Here is a 17,945-nt window from a genome sequence, read left to right as displayed (position 1 = left end):
CTAGAAATGCAATGAATTCTTTGAAATAATTGTATTTAAATGATGAGGAGGCTGATTTTTTTTGAAAAAGGATGGTCATATTCATACCCCCTTCTGCCCTCATGGTAGCCTTGATTCATTCCATTTGTACATTGAAAAAGCAATTCAAAATGGTTTTCAAGAAATTTCATTTACAGAACATGCGCCCTTACCATCTAACTTCACAGATCCGACACCAGAATTAGATAGTGGAATGAAATTGAATCAGCTCGAAAATTATTTAACAGATTTACATGATTTGAAAAAACAATATGTGAAGGAAATTGTCATTTTAACTGGATTAGAAATAGATTACATAACTGGTTTTGAGCAAGAAACTATATCTTTTCTAAATACATACGGAAAATATTTAGACGATTCCATTTTATCGGTACATTTTTTACTATTTCAAAATGCCTACACATGCATTGATTTTTCGAAAACAACATACTTAGAATTTATTAAACAAGTTGGTAATCCAGTATCTGTATATAAATTGTATTATAAAACATTGATGGATTCAATAACGAGTGATTTAGGAACTTATAAACCGAAACGAATTGGTCACATTACGCTCGTTCACAAATTCCAGCATGCATTAACTGAAAAAGTGAATGATCACCAGGATATTATATCTATATTAACAGAAATTAAAAACCAACATCTTCAATTAGATGTAAATAGTGCAGGTTTAGCGAAATCCTATTGTTTAGAAAGCTACCCTGCCCCACCATATATCGAAAAAGCAAAACAATTAGGAATTCCTTTAGTATTCGGTTCAGATGCCCATCAAGCAGCTGACTTACACCAGTTTTATGATGAAATAAAAAAACATTTGTAGAATGGAGAATTGAAATGTTTACAAAAGCAGCTTATTCTGAGAATTTAGAAGCAAACTACACAATGTTAGCTAAACAATTGGACGCATTATTAATAGGAGAAACGAATGTAATCGCTAATCTAAGTAACGCTTCTGCATTATTAAATCAGTTTTTCGATCAAATTAATTGGGTCGGATTTTATTTAATGGAGAATGGCGAATTAGTTTTAGGCCCTTTTCAAGGTTTACCTGCATGTGTAAGAATACCTGTTGGTAGAGGAGTCTGTGGTACTGCGGCAGCTACACAAGAAACGATTATCGTTCCTGATGTGCACGCTTTTCCTGGACATATCGCATGTGATGCAGCTTCCCAATCAGAAATAGTCGTTCCAGTTATAAAAGACGGAGTTCTATTAGGTGTTCTCGATATCGATAGTCCTGTAAAAGAACGCTTTTCCGATCAAGATGCAAAAGGCTTAGAGCAATTCGTACAAATTTTAACTAAGCATATTTAAGAAAAGCGGCAATAACCTTACGTTCATTTTATCTCCTCTGTCCTTAGAAGGCCATAGTACTACAAGTTTCCTGCATCATTACTGGAGGATATTTTTAGGAACGTGATAGAAACAATTGCAGCATACTTTGTGTTGTTTGGAGAAGCGTCCGATCGACTCCTGCGGGAAAAGCGAGACAGACGAGACCCTGTAGGAGCGTAGCGACGAAGCGGCTCGACGCTCGTCCGCGGAAAGCGAGCGGTAAGCTATGGAAAACAAATTGCTTACCGAATGTATTTCTAACATCGCCTTCTAAATAAAAAAATACCATGAACACGGTTCATGGCATACTAAATATATATACTTTTTAATTCTTTAAGAAGTACTGAGGGATATTAACCTCCCTCAGCTTTCAACACTTAGAAAATGCTTGTTTTAGATCCTCTACTAAATCACCAGCGTTCTCAAGCCCTACTGAAAGACGTAATAATCCATCTGTAATGCCCATTTCTATCCTATCTATCTCTGGAACAACTGAATGAGTCATAGTTGCAGGATGCTGAATAAGTGTTTCCGCATCTCCTAAACTAACAGCTATTTTGATTAGCCCTAATTCATTCATTAGCTTTTGTGCTGTTTTCATTCCACCTTTTACGGTGAACGAAATAAGCCCTCCCCCAGCCTTCATTTGCTTCTTAGCAATATTAAACTGCGGATTATCTTCATCAAAGGGATAGTAAATGTTTTCTACCAATGAACAGGACTTTAAAAAGGTGAGGATATCTTCTGCATTTTTCGTGTGTCGTTCCATTCGTACATGCAATGTTTTCAAGCCTCGTATGAGTAGCCATGCATCAAATGGAGAAATGATGCCTCCATAATCTTTTTGAACTGAAAAACGTATAGCTTCGATGTCCTCTTTTTTCTTTCCAACTACTATTCCTGCAATAACATCTCCATGACCATTTATATATTTAGTAGCACTATGCAGTACAAAATCGGCACCTAGTTCCAACGGGTTTTGTAAATAAGGTGAGGAAAATGTATTATCTACTACCACTGGAATACCATGTTTTTTAGCAACTTTCGTTATTAATTCTATATCTACTATTTCCATTGTCGGATTAATCGGTGTCTCAATATAAATACAAGCCGTATTTGGTTTGATAGCAGCTTCAATGTCTTCTTCTGTAGCTAATGTAGCAAAATCATGTGAAATGTCATACTTTTCCTTCATTATTTTTAAAAATCCGAATGTACATCCGTATATGCCTCGTGTACAAAGTATACGGTCCCCTGATTTTGTTAAATGAACTAATATCGTACTAACAGCTGCCATTCCTGAACCGAATGCTAGCGCACCTTCCCCATATTCCAATGCTGCCATTCGTTCCTCTAGTACATGGACTGTCGGATTTCCTAATCGCGAATAAATTCCACCTGCCTCATCCCCGGCAAACCTTCTAGCACCTTGCTCAGCAGTTTCAAATGCAAATGTGGATGTTTGATACAAGGGAACTGATAGACTATCATGATGTTCAATAGATTGATAACCTTTATGAATATATAACGTTTCCTTTTGATGTTGTTCATTACCCATTTTCTTACACCCCTTTTATTGTAAACGCTTACATTTAGTTTACACTGTATGCAGGAAAAAGAAAAGGCAACCATCCTATTAAAGATGAGATGCCTCAAAAATACGTAATTGATTTTTACCGTTATTCTTCGCTTCATATAGAGCGGTATCTGCACAATGAAAAAGATCGTGAAAAGTTACATTATCTTGTTTTTTCCAAACGCATACCCCAATCGAAACCGTCACGCTCGGATTCGTGTACATCGGTATTAACTTAATCAACTCTTTCGACTCTTCTATTCCTTCCGCTATCGTCATCTCTGACAAATACAACGCAAGTTCTTCCCCACCCCACCTAGCTCCAATGCCAATTCCATCAGTTCTTTTTTCTATAATAGTAGCAATTTGCTTTAATATTTCATCTCCGACTTGATGCCCATGTGTATCATTTACTTGTTTAAAATTATCTATATCCATCAATATAAAAACTCCGCATTCTTCATTAGCCATAGAAGTTTCTACATATTTGTCTAGATATTTTCGTGCAAATAGATTCGTTAAATGATCTCGATTCACCATCTCTTGTAACTTATTACGTAAAATAGAGTTACTTATCGCTAAGGAAGAGTGCTGTATTAATGATTGCATTAATTTAAAACCATCAAATGAGAAGAAATATGGTTCCTTGTGCAGTACAATACTAAAACCAGTAATATTATTTTGTTCTCTTAATGGTATTGCAATTAATGAACGGTATTCATATTTTAAGTCTGCTAAACGATTGAAATCTGCAATAAATAGAGAGTCCTTCAATTTTCTGAAGTGATTGGCTACGTGTTGAATGTATAATTGTCCATCCATCGTATGAAAAAACTCTGTACTTGCTGAAGAGATTTCATATTCTTCCTCTTTTATAAAAACGAAACAGGTTTGTTCTGGATGAAAAGATTTCATTAATTGGTTTCTTAAAAAAAGTAACATGTCGTCTAATGATAAATTCATATTTAATTTATGTGAAGTTTCGTTGATTAATTGTAAATCTGCTACTAAACGGTGCGATTGAATATACAGCTTAGCATTTTCTAATGCATTTCCTGCTGCAGAAGCTAGAAGTGATGCAAATTCCTTTTGTCGAACGGAAAATAAATAATCTATAGGTGTAGATATTTGCATAATACCGTATATTCCTTGCTTTCCTTTTATAGGTACATTTAATAAACGGACTCCTAAATCTGTTGCAAGTTCGGATGTAATTTCTCCAGAAACGTATGCTTCTACTGTTGCGGGTCTTTCAGAAGTGTAATCAAATAGTTTATATGGAGCAGAGGTCTTTCGATCTTGATCGTTAGATAGTATTAAGGATGACTCGAAGTTTAGAAATGCGTCTTTTATAGCAGTTAATGTTCCTTCTAATATTTGACCAATATCAAGCGTTGAATGGAACATTTTCGTAACATTAAATAAATTACGGTATTGATTTTCTTGCTGTGTTAAAAAAACTGTTTTCTTTATAGCTTGGACTAATTTACTAATTGTATGGATAAAATCATTCACTTCAATCGTTTGACAAAATCTCTTCCATTTAGCTGTCGATTCCATCGTAAGCAACCCTAATGGTTGCTCCTCTATGTCTCTTAATAGAATCGTTACTTCTCCGTACTCCAAATGGTTGTTTTGCAAGAAAGGAATTTCTGCATAATTTTTGTCGTAAAAAAAAGCTTCAATCTCTAACCATTTAATTGCATTCAGCTTTTTAGTTAATGAATGGTTCCATTGCAGTTGTAAAAAAGTATCTGCATCGAAAATAAAATAATTCGCTACACGAACATCGAAAAATTCTGACAATATTATTTTTAAGTCGGCAAACCACTTGATACTGGATTCATGAATGAGCACATTTTTATTCCAAATATCTAAAATGCGACTTTTCAACTGAACCATAATCTGTTCTTCCATTTTTTACACCTCTCAGCTCTCCAAGAGTGAATCTGTTACTTTTATCACACATAACACCTATTTCTATTTGACTATATTTCTATTAATTTGTCAATTGATTTCCTTTTAATAATGAGTAACGGAATGACTTTGGGACGAAAGGATTGGTATTGACTTTCATGCAAAAAAAAGTTACAATGGTCTTTGTGTAAAATAAATGCAGCAGTTGTATGGCCTAGATAGCTCATTTTGTTCCTCTATTTATAAAATAGATGGTGTATCCTGTAACCCTTTGGCTGCATGGGCGATGATACATGAAAACAAAATGTCTGCTAGTTTGAATGCATCTGGTCTTATTTTACAACAAAATAAAACCAATATAAAGGAGGAGTCATTCATGGCTCGTTATACAGGTCCATCATGGAAATTATCACGTCGTCTTGGTATTTCACTAAGCGGTACTGGTAAAGAATTAGAAAAACGCCCTTACGCACCAGGACAACACGGTCCTAACCAACGTAAAAAATTAACAGAATACGGTCTTCAATTACAAGAAAAACAAAAACTTCGTCACACTTATGGTGTAAACGAACGTCAATTCCGTACTCTATTTGACAAAGCTGGTAAAATGCAAGGTAAACATGGTGAAAACTTCATGATCCTTCTTGAAACTCGCCTTGATAACGTTGTTTACCGTTTAGGTCTTGCTCGCACTCGTCGTGGAGCTCGTCAATTAGTTAACCATGGTCACGTAATGGTTGATGGTAAACGTGTAGATATTCCTTCATTCAGCGTAAAACCAGGTCAAGAAATTTCTCTTCGTGAAAAATCTCAAAACTTGAACGTTGTAAATGAATCAATGGAAGTTAGTAACTTCGTACCTGAATACTTATCATTCGATGCAGACAAAAAAGTTGGTACTTTCGTGCGTCTTCCAGAGCGTAGCGAACTATCTGCTGAAATTAACGAATCTCTTATCGTTGAGTTCTACTCTCGTTAATAGCTATACTCTGCAAAGAGTAGTATTAAAAGCCCTAGAATCCTTGTTAAATCAAGGTTTCGGGGCTTTTTCTTTTTATCTGACAATGCAGGATATAGCACTAAAATGCAGGTTATTGGGGCTAATATTGGGGGCTAATGATAATAAATGGCGGCGTATGTACAGGAATATGTAAGTTTAATTTGTACAAAAAAACACCTTTTTAAGAGGTGCTTTTTGATATTATTATAACTATATTCTATGTAACAAAGGAAATTAGATATTGTTTATTATGTAGTAGATTCACGTTTACTACCCTCTCTTAACCAAGCCGGCAACATCTGTCCATTTTGGATTTCTTGTCTCCGTTTTTCCTCATATTCCGCTTTCATCTCTGCTTTCCTGATGATTTCTTCCGCATTCTCTCTTGGAATGACAACCACTCCATCATCATCACCGACAATTAAATCACCTGGACGAACTGAAACCCCTCCGCATAAAATGGCCGTATTGATTTGACCCGATTCTCCTTTAAGTGGCCCATTTGGAATAAACCCTTTACAATACACAGGAAAATCTAATCTGCGAAGTGCTCCCTGATCTCTTGCTAGTCCATCTACTATAATACCTTCATATCCTGCTTTTTTTGCCGCCGTTGCAATCAATTCACCAAGAAGAGCATTTTTTGTATCCCCTTTTCCATCCACGACTAAAATATAGCCTTTTTCCCCCAAGGGTACAGCTTTATGTAAACATACATTATCTCCAGGGCCCACACTCACCGTTAAAGCTGTTCCTACCACGATTTTATTAGCAGGAGCGACCGGTTTAATCGTATAGTCCATTGAAACTGTACATCCCATCCCATCACTTATTAATGAAGAGGAAAGACGTTTTACTCGTTGAATTAACTCTTCTGATAAGTGATCCGCTTTCGAACCGAGCTGTTCAATACTCATCACTTCACATCCTTTGTTTCATATTGTTAAAAATAATCTCTACATGGAGAGATTCACTTCTATTACTATATTGGAAACATCAAAAAGAAGGGTAATATGGTCCCTTCTCACTCTTTCATTACATTATTTACCTCCCTAATTCAGGCAAATTTCTTGCCCAAGGAGCGCCTACACCCCAAAGGTTAACGGTTTGAGCACTTTCTTTCCATATACGTGCAGAATATTCCATATGCTTGTCACGAAATCTTTCCATTTCTGATGAATATTCAATTCTGTGACCGTCAGGATCTAATGTAAAGATAAATAGGTTATTTCCAGGACCGTGCCTACCTGGACCCCAAATTACTTCAACATCTTCTTCTCCAAGGTGGTCACACCATTCCTTGAAAGAATCCCAATCTGGAAGTTCAAAAGCATAATGATCAAGACCTGCTTCTATATGTGCTGCTGCTGCAACAGTATGATGATCCTCATCTGTACGGAACCAAACGAATTTTCCACCTTCCACTCTATCAGAGATACGGAAATTCAATACTTCTTCATAAAATTCAGCAAGTTTATATGGATCTGGAGAAGCAAATGTGACATGCTGGATCCTCCCTAGTTGTGGTCCTGTTCTCGGGATACGGTTACTACGCTCCAGTGAAATATGACTAGACAAGTATAGACACAATGGGTGTCCATCATAATCGTTGAATCTTATTGTTTTCCCTAATATGTCAGAATCACTTACATCATAAGAAATGCCTTTTGTTTGTAAACGTTGGATAATTTCCTCAAACTCCGCTTTTCCAACGATAGATAAACCAACTTCACCTAGTGAAACGCTCGTATCTTTACGAAGAATTAGAGCTGGTGTATTAGAAAATTGTCCCAACCAAACTTCATTTTCAGGACTACCATCTAATTTAATCATCCCTAGAATGCGTTCATAATAATCTGTCATTTTATCAATTTGCGGTGTATTAAATACTAAATATTGAAGTTTATCAATTAAAAACATGTTCATTCCTCCAGTAGTAATAGATCATATTAGTCTTCTTTGATAATTTTTGTTTCAATCGTTCCAATTCCTTCGATTTCTACTTTCACGACGTCACCATCTTGAAGGAAGAGTCCTTGTGCTTCGCCGACTCCACCGGGCGTGCCAGTAATAATAATATCTCCTGGCTCAAGTGTAATAAAATCAGAAAGAAAAGCGACAAGGCGATTTACGTTGAATACGAGGTTAGCTGTATTTGAACTTTGGCGTACTACACCGTTTACACTTGTCTTAATAGACAAAGCCTGCGAATTTTTGATTTCATCTAGAGTTACAAGCCAAGGTCCTAAAGGAAGGCTCTTATCTAGTGTTTTTCCTTGAAGCCATTGTACAGTCCTTTTTTGCATGTCTCTTGCTGTAATATCGTTCGCTACCGTATATCCTGCTACATAGTCCAGTGCTTCCTCTTCGGAAACTCGATACGCTCTTTTACCAATTACAAAAGCGAGCTCCCCTTCATAATCTAACTTTTCTGTGAGTGATGTACGAAGTGGAAATGGTTCATTAGGTCCCATGAGTGTATTGCTAAATTTAGCAAATACGACAGGGTGAGTTGGTAATTCACGATTCATTTCCTTAATATGATCTGCATAATTTAACCCAACACAAATGATTTTTTTAGGGTTGAGTATAGGTGGACCGATGTGAACCTCAGCTCTTTTATAAACACCTGTTCCAGTGCCAGATTCAAGTGCATATTTCACTGCCTCATCTGCGGCTCTCAAACTAAACTCCCCGTTTTCCAAAAACAATGTCGGGTCTTCCGGTAAAAGTGTGCGAGCCAATTCAGACGCCCGGTGCGGTGAAGTTTCAGAAAGCTTTTCTTCATATGCCTGTTGTGGATCGATAATTTTTGTTTCGTCTACAGCAACTGCCAGTCTATAATTTTTTTTATCTGTGGTATATGTTACTAATTTCATCATTTTCCCTCCACGAATATTGATTTAGATGAAGTTATGAACTTCGGCATTAACAGGTATCAATCGAGTGATTGCATCTAATTCTTCTAATGTATTTGCAACACCTAATACATATCGATCTGGACGTAAAATTACGCATTTTACATTATAAGTGACAAGCCACTCCTCTATCTCTTCGTTTATATTGGTAATAAGCTTTGCTTGCACTTGACTCCAAATTCTCTTTACCTCAGAAGAAGCTTTGTTTATAAAGATTTCTTCACCAATTACTGCAAACCTTGCTCCATCAATTTCGTCATCAAGTAATTGCCCATTTGATACCTTAGGTTGCGGGAAGATAACACCCGCAGGCTCTTGTGCATTTCCATGTATCCCGCCTGCAAGCCTCGGTGTTGGATCAGAAATTGCACTCCCTTTTTGTTCCTCGAGCATTCGGCGATCTCGCTTTTCAGCTTCTTTTGGATCTAGTGTGACAATGATTTTACCTAGTTCAGTTGCTAGGTTTATAAAGTCTTTTACATGGTTCACACGTTCAACTTCATACGTATCAAGTAAGGAATCATCAGCTTCACCGTTTAATACCATGTTCAATTTCCAAGATAGGTTTGCAACATCTCTTACTCCAGCACACATGCCTTGCCCTAAAAACGGTGGCATTTGGTGTGCGGCATCACCTGCTAAAAATAGACGTTCTTTTCGCCAACCATTTGTGATTGTTGAATGGAAAGTATACACCGCTGCCCGTTCAATAGTGGCATCTTCCTCTGTAACCCATCTACTTAATAACTTCCATACTTTCTCGGGTTTTTCTAATTCCTCTTTTGTTTCCCCTGGCATCACGTGCAACTCCCAGCGGAAGCGATCTTTGTCCCCAATGTAAGGAATGAAAGTTGTTGGTCTTTCTGGTTCACAGTATTGAATCCCTGTTGTCGGAAGTTCCGTTTCTCTTTTAAGCTTAATATCTACAACAAGCCATGGTTGATGTAATCCAACATCCCGCTTAGAAGCGCCCATCATTTTCCCTACTGTCGAACGACCACCATCACAACCGACTGCATATAAGGCTTGAAATTTTTTTAACGAATTTGTTTTAGTATCCTTTGCTGTAATTGTCACAAAATCCTTATTTTGCTCAAGTTCTACCACTTCATGTAAAAGCTTTACATCTACCGAATTAAAACGTTCAACCCCTTTCCGTAAAGCGATTTCATAATCAGGTTGATGGAATCGATAATGGTAGTTCCACCCTTGTGGTCCTTTTCCTTCACGACGGACTAGTTCTGTTAATAGCTGTCCCTTTGAATTTAAAAAACGATAGCCTTTAGCACCAATTGTTATTTTTTCCATTTCTGCAGCAAGGCCAATGGATTGATACACCCGCATCACTTCACCATCTAAGTGGCTAGCACGCGGTATGTGGTATACAGATCCTTCTTTTTCAAAGATGACAACTTTTTTACCTGCCTTACCTAACATATTTGCAAGCGTAGCACCAACAGGACCGTAACCAATAATTGCTACATCATATACATTAGAGTTTGTTTCTGGATTCTCCATCAATAAGCCTCCTACCGACTAACCTTTTTAACTCACTAGATGGATTAACGAAACCACTTAGTGAGTTTTATGATAGCACATCATTTTTTGTTTTTCAATTAATTGTTTTAAATTTTCCGATTTTTTGATAGACTTGAAGAAAGACAAATGAAAGCACTATCCAAAACGATAGTGCTTTTTTTTAGTGTTTGAATTCCGTGCTCTCCATCTCCAAATTAGGAATTACAACGCGTGACGTTTCTTCCTGACTTTTAGGTACTTTCACTAAAAAATAAGCTCCTGCTGCGATAAATCCAGCGGCAGCGAAAACCAGGAAATTCATGGGACCAGGTAAACTCCAAGATAATAAAAATCCTCCGATAATTGGACCTGTCATACCGCCGATCCGACCTATACCATTACTCATTCCTAGACCTGTTGAACGAATTGCTGCAGGATAATACTGCGATACAAATGCATTGGCAATATTCTGTGTCCCCATTGTACAAGCTCCTGCAAGTCCCACAAGGATATAAATGATCACTACATCATTTTTAAAGCCTAATAAAGCTAAGCTAATTGCACCTAATAAGAAAAGAACTACTAGTAGTTTTTTAGAGTCCCATTTATCTGCAATTCGGCCAAATAAAAATGTTCCGATTATAGCCGCTGCGTTTAAAATAATTAAAAATGACAAGCTAGAGTTTAATCCGTAGCCTGATTCCATCATTAATTTCGGTAACCATGTATTTAATCCATAAATCATGAATAAGCACATGAAGTACGCGACCCAAAAGAGAATCGTATTAGCCCCACGCTTCTCTTTGAAAACAGTTAAAGGTGAATTCCCAGCGCTTTCTTCAGCGACCGGACTAGCTGTTACTTCATTTTGATAGACATAGGTATTATCAATTTTACGAATTGTTTTTGTTAATTGATCGGTATCTCCCTTTAGCACAAGGAAGCTTGTGGACTCTGGTAAATATTTAAACATAAATGGCACAGCAAGTAATGGCAATGCACCAATCCAAAGGACGAATTGCCAACCAAAAGTTGGTGCCAAATTTATACTAATAAGTGGTGCAATTACACCACCAATCTGCATTCCTGTTAGAACAATTGCGATTAATGTTGTCCGTAGAACTTTCGGTGCATAATCCGTCATAAGTCCGACTGCATTTGGTAAGGCACCGCCTATACCAACGCCCGCAAAGAAACGACACCATGAAAAGAAAGTAGGATTATCCGCAAAGCCAGATAGACCTGTAAAAATACTGAAGATAATCACACTCAAAATCACAATATTTTTACGCCCAAACTTATCAGCTAAAATACCTAAAATAATAGAACCTACCATCATACCAACCAAGCCATAACTTCCCATTGCACCCGCCTCTACTGTTGTTAGAGACCATTCATCTAATAAGTAAGGCACAATTGATCCATAAACGACTAAATCATAACCTTCCGCTATTACAATAAATGTACACCACAACAATATAGTAAGATGAAACGGTTTAAATTTAGTATTGTCGACAATACTTCTGTAATTTCTTTTGATCATTTTCCTACACCCCTTCATTTTGTCGAGACATTTCTCTCCACCATAAAATGTGGCTTACAAAATACTAAACATACCTCCTATCTGCACCATAAAATCCACCTATCGGATTAAATAAACCTTATGGTGGATTGTTAAAAATATGTTAACATTATTTTCCGAATAGTCAAACTAAAATTTTTTTATATTATTTTTTTTCATTTCTAGTAGGATAGGACTCCCTTCAAGTTGACTAATTTTTAAAAAAAATTATAATTCACTATATAGATTAGAAAAGGGGCGGAAGTAATTGCGTGACGTAAAAATGAATTCCATTCGATCAATTGATCGTGCAATTGATATACTAGAATCTTTTAACAATGAGATTAGTAATCTTTCCATTGATGAGATTGTCAGTCATACAAAACTAGCTAAAACAACGGTATACCGCATGCTCTACACATTAGAAAAAAGGGGTTTAATACGATATGACAAAGAAACAGCGACATATTTTTTAGGACTAAAGCTTTTAGATTTAGCTGGCAACCTTAATTCCATTACAAGTCTAAAAACCCTTGCTGTTCCATTATTAATTGAAATGCAGCAAAAAACTCAACAGACGGTAATGATGGTTGTGCCAGATGGCGATACAATGATTTATGTATTTACTTGTGAAAATTCTGTCGGATTAAAATACTCTTCCTATACGGGACAAAGAAGAAGTATGAATTACGGGGTAATCGGTAAAATCTTTATGGCGTATGCAGAACAAGAACAACGTGAGCGATTACTAAACTTACCGATATCTTCACACACTAAAAAAACGGTATCAAATGTGAATGAAATTATGAAACAGTTACAATCGATTTTGGAACAAGGTTATCATGTAGAACTTGAAGAAACGAATCCAGGGGTTCATGGTATCAGCGCACCGATTTTAGACAAAAACAATAAGTGTATTGCTGCAATTGGTCTCCTTGGACCATCTGTTCAGTTAATAGGCGATGAGCTTGAGCGCTGTAAATCTATTTTAGTGGAAACCTCTCATCAAATATCCTTACAAATTCCTTCTCAATTTTCATTTTAGTTTTACAGAAGTATTCTAAAAAATCTACAATAGAGGAGTTCATTTAAGCTGTATCATGCATCTACGACTGGAGACTATGAACCATTTATTCAATTAGTCAGTGCTTCTGTAAATGAAAGTTTAGACCTTTGGAGAGGTAATTCTTTTTACGTATATGAAATAAATTTAATTGGTAAAATCAGCTGTATTTCACGACTGAAAAAGCGAGCCATTTTCATGGACAAGGACGTAGCAGCTTGCGGTAGGCTTTACATGGAGCCGGCTGCAGGTATATTATCAACATTGGGGATATTCAAAACAAGTAACAGAGGCGTATGTACAGTAATGTGTAAGTATAATTTGCACAAAAAAAGGACCTTTTTAAAGGGTGCTTTTTGTTATTACATCATGCCGCCCATCACTCAATGCAATAAATATGAAGGAATACATCTTATATTCCCTCTTTAACTAAGGATTTTGCATTAGAACTGTTCATAAATTTATATGGAATTACAATAAAAAGTGGTCGCGATTACTCTTCTTTTTAAGTAAATATTCATGATATATTTTTCAAAGCTTGAATCCAATAACAAGCATCGGTATATTGACCCTTCTCTTGTGAATCAGTTCTTTGAGTTCTACTCTCGTTAATTCCGTCGCTTCATAAACGACAAGAAACAAAACTCTAGAAATGTTGTTAGTTCAACGTTTCTAGTTTTTTTTTGATTTTCCCCTAAAATAGTAGAGATATACGCCTCTAGTTTTCACTCCAGAATCATCAACAACTTCAAAGTAATGCTTCAACACCACTGTAGCAGATTAAAATCCATAATCTTTGGTTAGTATGAATAAAAAGGCTTATTATATAATTTATTACCTAAATATAAATTACATAGTTCCCCTAAATATATTAAACGTGATTTAGGGCTTATGTAGATTTTTATTCTACATAATGTAAAGGAGTAGTTCCCGCTGGTTATTAGTATTGGAATATTAGTTGTAGTAGTGGCAATTATTTTTATTGAAGTACCAAATCTTTTGAAAAAAAATTACAAGAGAGAGACATGGACCTTTTCTATTTTATTATTATTAGGTACAGGTCTATGTTTAGCAATTGCTTTTGATATCAAGTTAACCAGTCCCTATAAATATATTACCTTTGTTCTTAAACCTTTAAGCAATTTGATCAACAATACATTAAGTTAGAAATTTTTTTTTTTAATTCTAGTGAGTTAATAAATAATTTAACCAAAAAAGAGGCTAGAGAATTGTGGGAAAGTTCGTCATTAGTGTTCGTCAATTTACAATATTAGTTATTCTATTTTCTATTGGAACAGCTATATTAGTTGTACCATCAGATATTGCAGCAGATGTTAAACAAGGAGCTTGGATGACTGCAACCATAGGAGTGGTAATAAGTTTATTACTAGTGAAATTGTACATTAGCACTGGAAATATTGCCCCAAACATGTCTTTAGTAGAAATTAATGAGAAGATATTAGGAAAATGGATTGGAAAGACTGTGTCAGTATTTTTTGTATTATTTACCTTTTTATCCGCATCTGAGTTATTATATTTTGTTGAAAATTTTATGCGATCTGAAATTATGCCACAAACACCTGCAGTTGCATTTAATATACTTTTTGCCCTCATTATCGTCTATGGGTGTTACTTAGGGTTAGAAACTTTTATTCGTTCCACAGAAATTCTATTTCTTTTCTTTGTTCTTTTGTTTATTATTTTCGTCATTTTTATTTCACCTCAAATAGATTTTAAAAATATACAGCCTCTATTTGAAGTCAAAGCAAAATCTTTAATATTCAGTACTTTGTTTTTTATTAGCGGTTTTTCTTTTCCTATGATTATTTTACTAATGCTTTACCCTGTTTCCATTAACGAACAGAAGGGTCCACATAAAGCATTTTATTTAGGCACCATAATGGGGGGAATTGTCTTAATAACGATAATTACTTTATCTATTTTGGTTCTAGGCGCTGATTCTACTTCACGCGAGAGATACCCTAGTTATGAGTTAGCAAAGAGAATAAATATAGGAAATTTTTTAAAGAGAATCGAAGTTATTATGGCTTTTTTATGGATTATTACTATTTATATTAGAGTTACGGTCTATTTTTATGCATCTGTAGTAGGCTTGGCACAAATACTCAACCTTAAAGATTATCGTTCTCTTATTTTACCGCTAGGATTGATATTAGTTGGAATATCACTAATAGCTCATCCAAACGTAATACAATCTGCTTTATATAACAAGGAAACTTGGCCTTCTCTTGCCATTATCTTTGGAGTTTTTCTTCCCATACTATTGTTAGTAGTGAATAAAATTCGAACATTATTCAGTCAAAAGTAAAAGAAGCTATTTTACAAGAATAAAAAGCCCGTCCTGCATGCTGAGCCGGTAATACTTTTTATTATTTCTTATTACCCCATTACAAATTCAGCAGATACATGCTAAAATAGAAAGATAACTAAAACTTGAGAGTGATAAATATGAATCAACTATTATTAAAAATGGAATATTTTAAAAAATATACAAACCTCGACTGAAAATCAGTCGAGGTTTTTTGTTTCTCTCAGGAAAGAGTTCTAGCATTATGAAATTTTTATGCTTTATGGACTTATTTTGTAACCTGTTCAAGTTTTGTTGGAGGAATCGAGATGGAAAACCAAAAATATAATAATTTAAAATTAGGCGAACGTGGAGCATTAATTAGTATCATTGCTTACGTATTTCTTTCTATTCTAAAGTTGACGATTGGCTATATGAGTGATTCAGCAGCTTTAAGGGCTGATGGTCTAAATAATACAACAGATATAATCGCATCTATTGCAGTACTAATAGGACTTCGTCTATCACAGAAACCACCTGATAAAGATCACGGATATGGGCATTGGAAAAGTGAAACGATTGCATCAATGATTGCTTCTTTTATTATGTTAGCAGTTGGTATTCAAGTATTGAATGATGCCGTTAGCTCCATCTTTCAAGGAGGAAAAGAAACACCGAATATTCTCGCAGCATATGTCGGTCTATTTTCATCGATTATTATGTATTTCGTTTATCGCTATAATAAAAAATTAGCTAAACAAATTAATAGTAAAGCAGTAATGGCAGCCGCCAAAGACAATATTTCAGACGCATGGGTAAGTATAGGAACAGCAGTAGGTATATTCGGTTCTCAACTAAATATGCCTTGGCTCGATACTTTAACAGCAATCGTCGTTGGACTATTAATATGTAAAACTGCTTGGGATATATTTAAAGAAGCATCACATGAACTATCAGATGGATTTGATGTAGATAAAATAGAGATGTATCGTAATATCATTATCAATATTGAAGGTGTTAAAGGAATAAAAGAAATTAAAGGAAGAAACTATGGCAATAATGAAGTGATTGATGTTGTTTTACTTGTTAACTCTACACTAGATGTTAGAGAAGCCCATGATATAGCAACACTTGTTGAGAACGTCATGATTGATAAATATGGTGTTTATGATGTACACGTTCACGTAGAACCAAACTAAGAATAAGATTATTCATTCAAAAAATGCGACCGACTCTTTTAAGAGAAGGTCGCTTTGAAACAGAGTAATTGTTTATTCTTTCACAAAACCATGTACTCGAATTTGATTATTTTCCAAATCGCTAAAATAGAACTCATGATAGTTAAATATAGGGTTTTCTATTTTTTCTACTTGAACACCTTTTTCCTTTAGTATTCGGTGTGTTTCAAATATATCATCACTTTGCAAGTCTAAAGTAGCGCTTTTCGGTAGACTTTCACTTACCTTAAAGCGATTACTAATTGCCAACTTTGTATTTTCATTAATGTTAAAAAAATAAGCAACATCAATATTACTTGTCGGCTTCATACCTAAAATATTGGAGTACCATTCAACCGCATTAGATAAATCCTCCACATAATGCCAAAGGACTACCTTCCCATTAATGATTTTATTGTGTACGGAAGCTTCTATCATCCTCATTCCCCTCATTAAGAAAAATAATAGTAACTAACATATTATTTCTCTATTGTAAAATAAATATCCTTTTTTAAGTTGATTGAATTGTTCTTGTTAACCAATCCTTCATTAAACTTTGCACTAATTCACGTTTTTCGATTTGAAGCATGTGACCAGCATGATCTAGAATTGCAAATGTTGCTTTTGAAAATTTTTTAAGTAGAAAAAAATGATCTTCATAACCACAAATTGCGTCTTGTTTCCCCAAAATAATTAGAGCGGTCTGAGAAATTTCTTTAACATTATGGAATGGTTCTTCCGAAAGAGAATATCCATTTTCTCTCCAATTTGAAAGTAAAAAATTCTTATTAGCTAATACTCGCCCAGGCTGAATTTCGCTTAAAAAACATTTAATATGCTCTTCATCTTGATAATTCATTAGTGTTTCAATTGCAATTTTTATATCATGCTCCAATCCACTTAACAAGGCTTCATTCTTATTAATTACAATCTTTTGTGGAAGTTTTCTTTCCTTAAGATGAAGTGATGTAGCAAGTAAACAAATACTTCGTATACTTGACTTTTTAGAATGCAAAATACCTTGAGCTAAGTATCCCCCATATGAAAACCCTATGAGTGAAAACATTTGATTTGTAATCGTTTTGTCAATAAAATCTAATATGTTCAAAAGCATATCATCAGAAGAGTTAAAACTTTCATTAATATCACTTTCACCATGAGCAGGTAAATCTATATAAATTCGTTGAAATCCTGGAACGTTTTCAAAAATAGGTTCAATCCATGATGACATAGATCGGAAATCAGTTCCCATCGAATGTAAAATTAAAATAGGGTGTCCTGTTCCAAAAACTTTATAATGGATGCTCCCCTTTGTCACTAAACAATTCACAAAAATAATCTCCTCTCTTTATCATTTGTTATTCGACAAAAAAGAAGAGAACCCTTCATAAGATTATTTAGTGATGGATTCGGATTATTGGTCTAGAAATAAATTCGAGAATGACTTAATAATGGAGGATTTTTGAACTTATGAAGCAGTCTAAAAAAGGAAT

The 17,945-nt window shown here is 35.1% G+C and carries 15 protein-coding genes; 6 read left to right on the top strand and 9 right to left on the bottom strand.

The genetic code is table 11. The features are described from left to right. Positions 1 to 61: 61 nt before the first annotated feature. Both hisJ and FG384_RS15985 read left to right on the top strand, forming a co-directional pair. A complete protein-coding gene (hisJ, locus tag FG384_RS15990; RefSeq protein WP_142643713.1) occupies positions 62 to 859 on the top strand; it encodes a histidinol-phosphatase HisJ in 798 nt (265 codons plus the stop codon). A gap of 14 nt (positions 860 to 873) precedes the next feature. Further along, positions 874 to 1,353, top strand: coding sequence for a GAF domain-containing protein (locus FG384_RS15985; protein ID WP_142643712.1), 480 nt, complete (start codon positions 874 to 876; stop codon positions 1,351 to 1,353). Positions 1,354 to 1,744: 391 nt separating this feature from the next. Here the strand turns inward: FG384_RS15985 and megL are convergent, their stop codons facing one another. After that, the gene (gene megL, locus FG384_RS15980) at positions 1,745 to 2,932 is read right to left on the bottom strand and encodes a methionine gamma-lyase (RefSeq protein WP_142643711.1); all 1,188 of its coding nucleotides are present in this window, start codon (positions 2,930 to 2,932) and stop codon (positions 1,745 to 1,747) included. A 78-nt stretch (positions 2,933 to 3,010) separates the two neighbouring features. Then, positions 3,011 to 4,867: a sensor domain-containing diguanylate cyclase gene (locus FG384_RS15975; protein ID WP_142643710.1), complete on the bottom strand. Its 1,857-nt coding sequence runs from the start codon at positions 4,865 to 4,867 to the stop codon at positions 3,011 to 3,013. A 376-nt stretch (positions 4,868 to 5,243) separates the two neighbouring features. Between FG384_RS15975 and rpsD the strand changes: the two genes are divergently transcribed. After that, positions 5,244 to 5,846 carry a 30S ribosomal protein S4 gene (gene rpsD / locus FG384_RS15970; protein WP_142643709.1) on the top strand — a complete coding sequence of 201 codons (603 nt, stop codon included), beginning with the start codon at positions 5,244 to 5,246 and terminating at the stop codon, positions 5,844 to 5,846. 269 nt (positions 5,847 to 6,115) lie between these two features. Here the strand turns inward: rpsD and FG384_RS15965 are convergent, their stop codons facing one another. The 5 genes from FG384_RS15965 to FG384_RS15945 all read right to left on the bottom strand — a co-directional run bounded on the left by FG384_RS15965 (position 6,116) and on the right by FG384_RS15945 (position 11,846). Then, complete coding sequence (locus tag FG384_RS15965) at positions 6,116 to 6,784, bottom strand: RraA family protein (protein WP_142643708.1); 669 nt, start codon at positions 6,782 to 6,784, stop codon at positions 6,116 to 6,118. 127 nt (positions 6,785 to 6,911) lie between these two features. Further along, positions 6,912 to 7,787, bottom strand: coding sequence for a VOC family protein (locus tag FG384_RS15960; protein ID WP_166462463.1), 876 nt, complete (start codon positions 7,785 to 7,787; stop codon positions 6,912 to 6,914). Positions 7,788 to 7,816: 29 nt separating this feature from the next. Continuing rightward, positions 7,817 to 8,746, bottom strand: coding sequence for a fumarylacetoacetate hydrolase family protein (locus FG384_RS15955; protein WP_142643706.1), 930 nt, complete (start codon positions 8,744 to 8,746; stop codon positions 7,817 to 7,819). A 24-nt stretch (positions 8,747 to 8,770) separates the two neighbouring features. Continuing rightward, complete coding sequence (gene mhpA, locus FG384_RS15950) at positions 8,771 to 10,303, bottom strand: bifunctional 3-(3-hydroxy-phenyl)propionate/3-hydroxycinnamic acid hydroxylase MhpA (protein WP_142643705.1); 1,533 nt, start codon at positions 10,301 to 10,303, stop codon at positions 8,771 to 8,773. 181 nt (positions 10,304 to 10,484) lie between these two features. After that, a complete protein-coding gene (locus tag FG384_RS15945; RefSeq protein WP_166462462.1) occupies positions 10,485 to 11,846 on the bottom strand; it encodes an MFS transporter in 1,362 nt (453 codons plus the stop codon). 286 nt (positions 11,847 to 12,132) lie between these two features. Between FG384_RS15945 and FG384_RS15940 the strand changes: the two genes are divergently transcribed. The 3 genes from FG384_RS15940 to FG384_RS15930 all read left to right on the top strand — a co-directional run bounded on the left by FG384_RS15940 (position 12,133) and on the right by FG384_RS15930 (position 16,434). Then, positions 12,133 to 12,909 carry an IclR family transcriptional regulator gene (locus tag FG384_RS15940; protein ID WP_142643703.1) on the top strand — a complete coding sequence of 259 codons (777 nt, stop codon included), beginning with the start codon at positions 12,133 to 12,135 and terminating at the stop codon, positions 12,907 to 12,909. A gap of 1,249 nt (positions 12,910 to 14,158) precedes the next feature. Beyond that, entirely contained in the window at positions 14,159 to 15,256 is a 1,098-nt protein-coding gene (locus FG384_RS15935; protein ID WP_142643702.1) for a GerAB/ArcD/ProY family transporter, read from the top strand. A 308-nt stretch (positions 15,257 to 15,564) separates the two neighbouring features. After that, positions 15,565 to 16,434 (top strand): cation diffusion facilitator family transporter, encoded by an 870-nt coding sequence (locus FG384_RS15930; RefSeq protein ID WP_142643701.1) that lies wholly within the window; start codon positions 15,565 to 15,567, stop codon positions 16,432 to 16,434. A gap of 72 nt (positions 16,435 to 16,506) precedes the next feature. On the opposite strand, the gene FG384_RS15925 is transcribed toward FG384_RS15930, so the two are convergent. Both FG384_RS15925 and FG384_RS15920 read right to left on the bottom strand, forming a co-directional pair. Then, the gene (locus tag FG384_RS15925; RefSeq protein ID WP_166462461.1) at positions 16,507 to 16,890 is read right to left on the bottom strand and encodes a VOC family protein; all 384 of its coding nucleotides are present in this window, start codon (positions 16,888 to 16,890) and stop codon (positions 16,507 to 16,509) included. Between the two features lie 73 nt (positions 16,891 to 16,963). Then, complete coding sequence (locus FG384_RS15920) at positions 16,964 to 17,782, bottom strand: alpha/beta fold hydrolase (RefSeq protein ID WP_142643699.1); 819 nt, start codon at positions 17,780 to 17,782, stop codon at positions 16,964 to 16,966. Between the last annotated feature and the right edge of the window lie 163 nt (positions 17,783 to 17,945).

Source organism: Psychrobacillus vulpis (assembly GCF_006861825.1).
Lineage (GTDB): Bacteria > Bacillota > Bacilli > Bacillales_A > Planococcaceae > Psychrobacillus > Psychrobacillus vulpis.
The sequence above is the reverse complement of the archived record's forward strand: the minus strand, read 5'-3'. Positions and strand labels throughout refer to the sequence as shown.

What these genes read in the sequence shown, in the direction of transcription:
- FG384_RS15985 (WP_142643712.1), top strand. Translation starts at nt 874, where the DNA reads ATGTTTACAAAAGCAGCTTATTCTGAGAATTTAGAAGCAAACTACACA.
- megL (WP_142643711.1), bottom strand. Translation starts at nt 2,932, where the DNA reads ATGGGTAATGAACAACATCAAAAGGAAACGTTATATATTCATAAAGGT.
- FG384_RS15975 (WP_142643710.1), bottom strand. Translation starts at nt 4,867, where the DNA reads ATGGAAGAACAGATTATGGTTCAGTTGAAAAGTCGCATTTTAGATATT.
- rpsD (WP_142643709.1), top strand. Translation starts at nt 5,244, where the DNA reads ATGGCTCGTTATACAGGTCCATCATGGAAATTATCACGTCGTCTTGGT.
- FG384_RS15965 (WP_142643708.1), bottom strand. Translation starts at nt 6,784, where the DNA reads ATGAGTATTGAACAGCTCGGTTCGAAAGCGGATCACTTATCAGAAGAG.
- FG384_RS15960 (WP_166462463.1), bottom strand. Translation starts at nt 7,787, where the DNA reads ATGTTTTTAATTGATAAACTTCAATATTTAGTATTTAATACACCGCAA.
- FG384_RS15955 (WP_142643706.1), bottom strand. Translation starts at nt 8,746, where the DNA reads ATGAAATTAGTAACATATACCACAGATAAAAAAAATTATAGACTGGCA.
- mhpA (WP_142643705.1), bottom strand. Translation starts at nt 10,303, where the DNA reads ATGGAGAATCCAGAAACAAACTCTAATGTATATGATGTAGCAATTATT.
- FG384_RS15945 (WP_166462462.1), bottom strand. Translation starts at nt 11,846, where the DNA reads ATGATCAAAAGAAATTACAGAAGTATTGTCGACAATACTAAATTTAAA.
- FG384_RS15930 (WP_142643701.1), top strand. Translation starts at nt 15,565, where the DNA reads ATGGAAAACCAAAAATATAATAATTTAAAATTAGGCGAACGTGGAGCA.
- FG384_RS15925 (WP_166462461.1), bottom strand. Translation starts at nt 16,890, where the DNA reads ATGATAGAAGCTTCCGTACACAATAAAATCATTAATGGGAAGGTAGTC.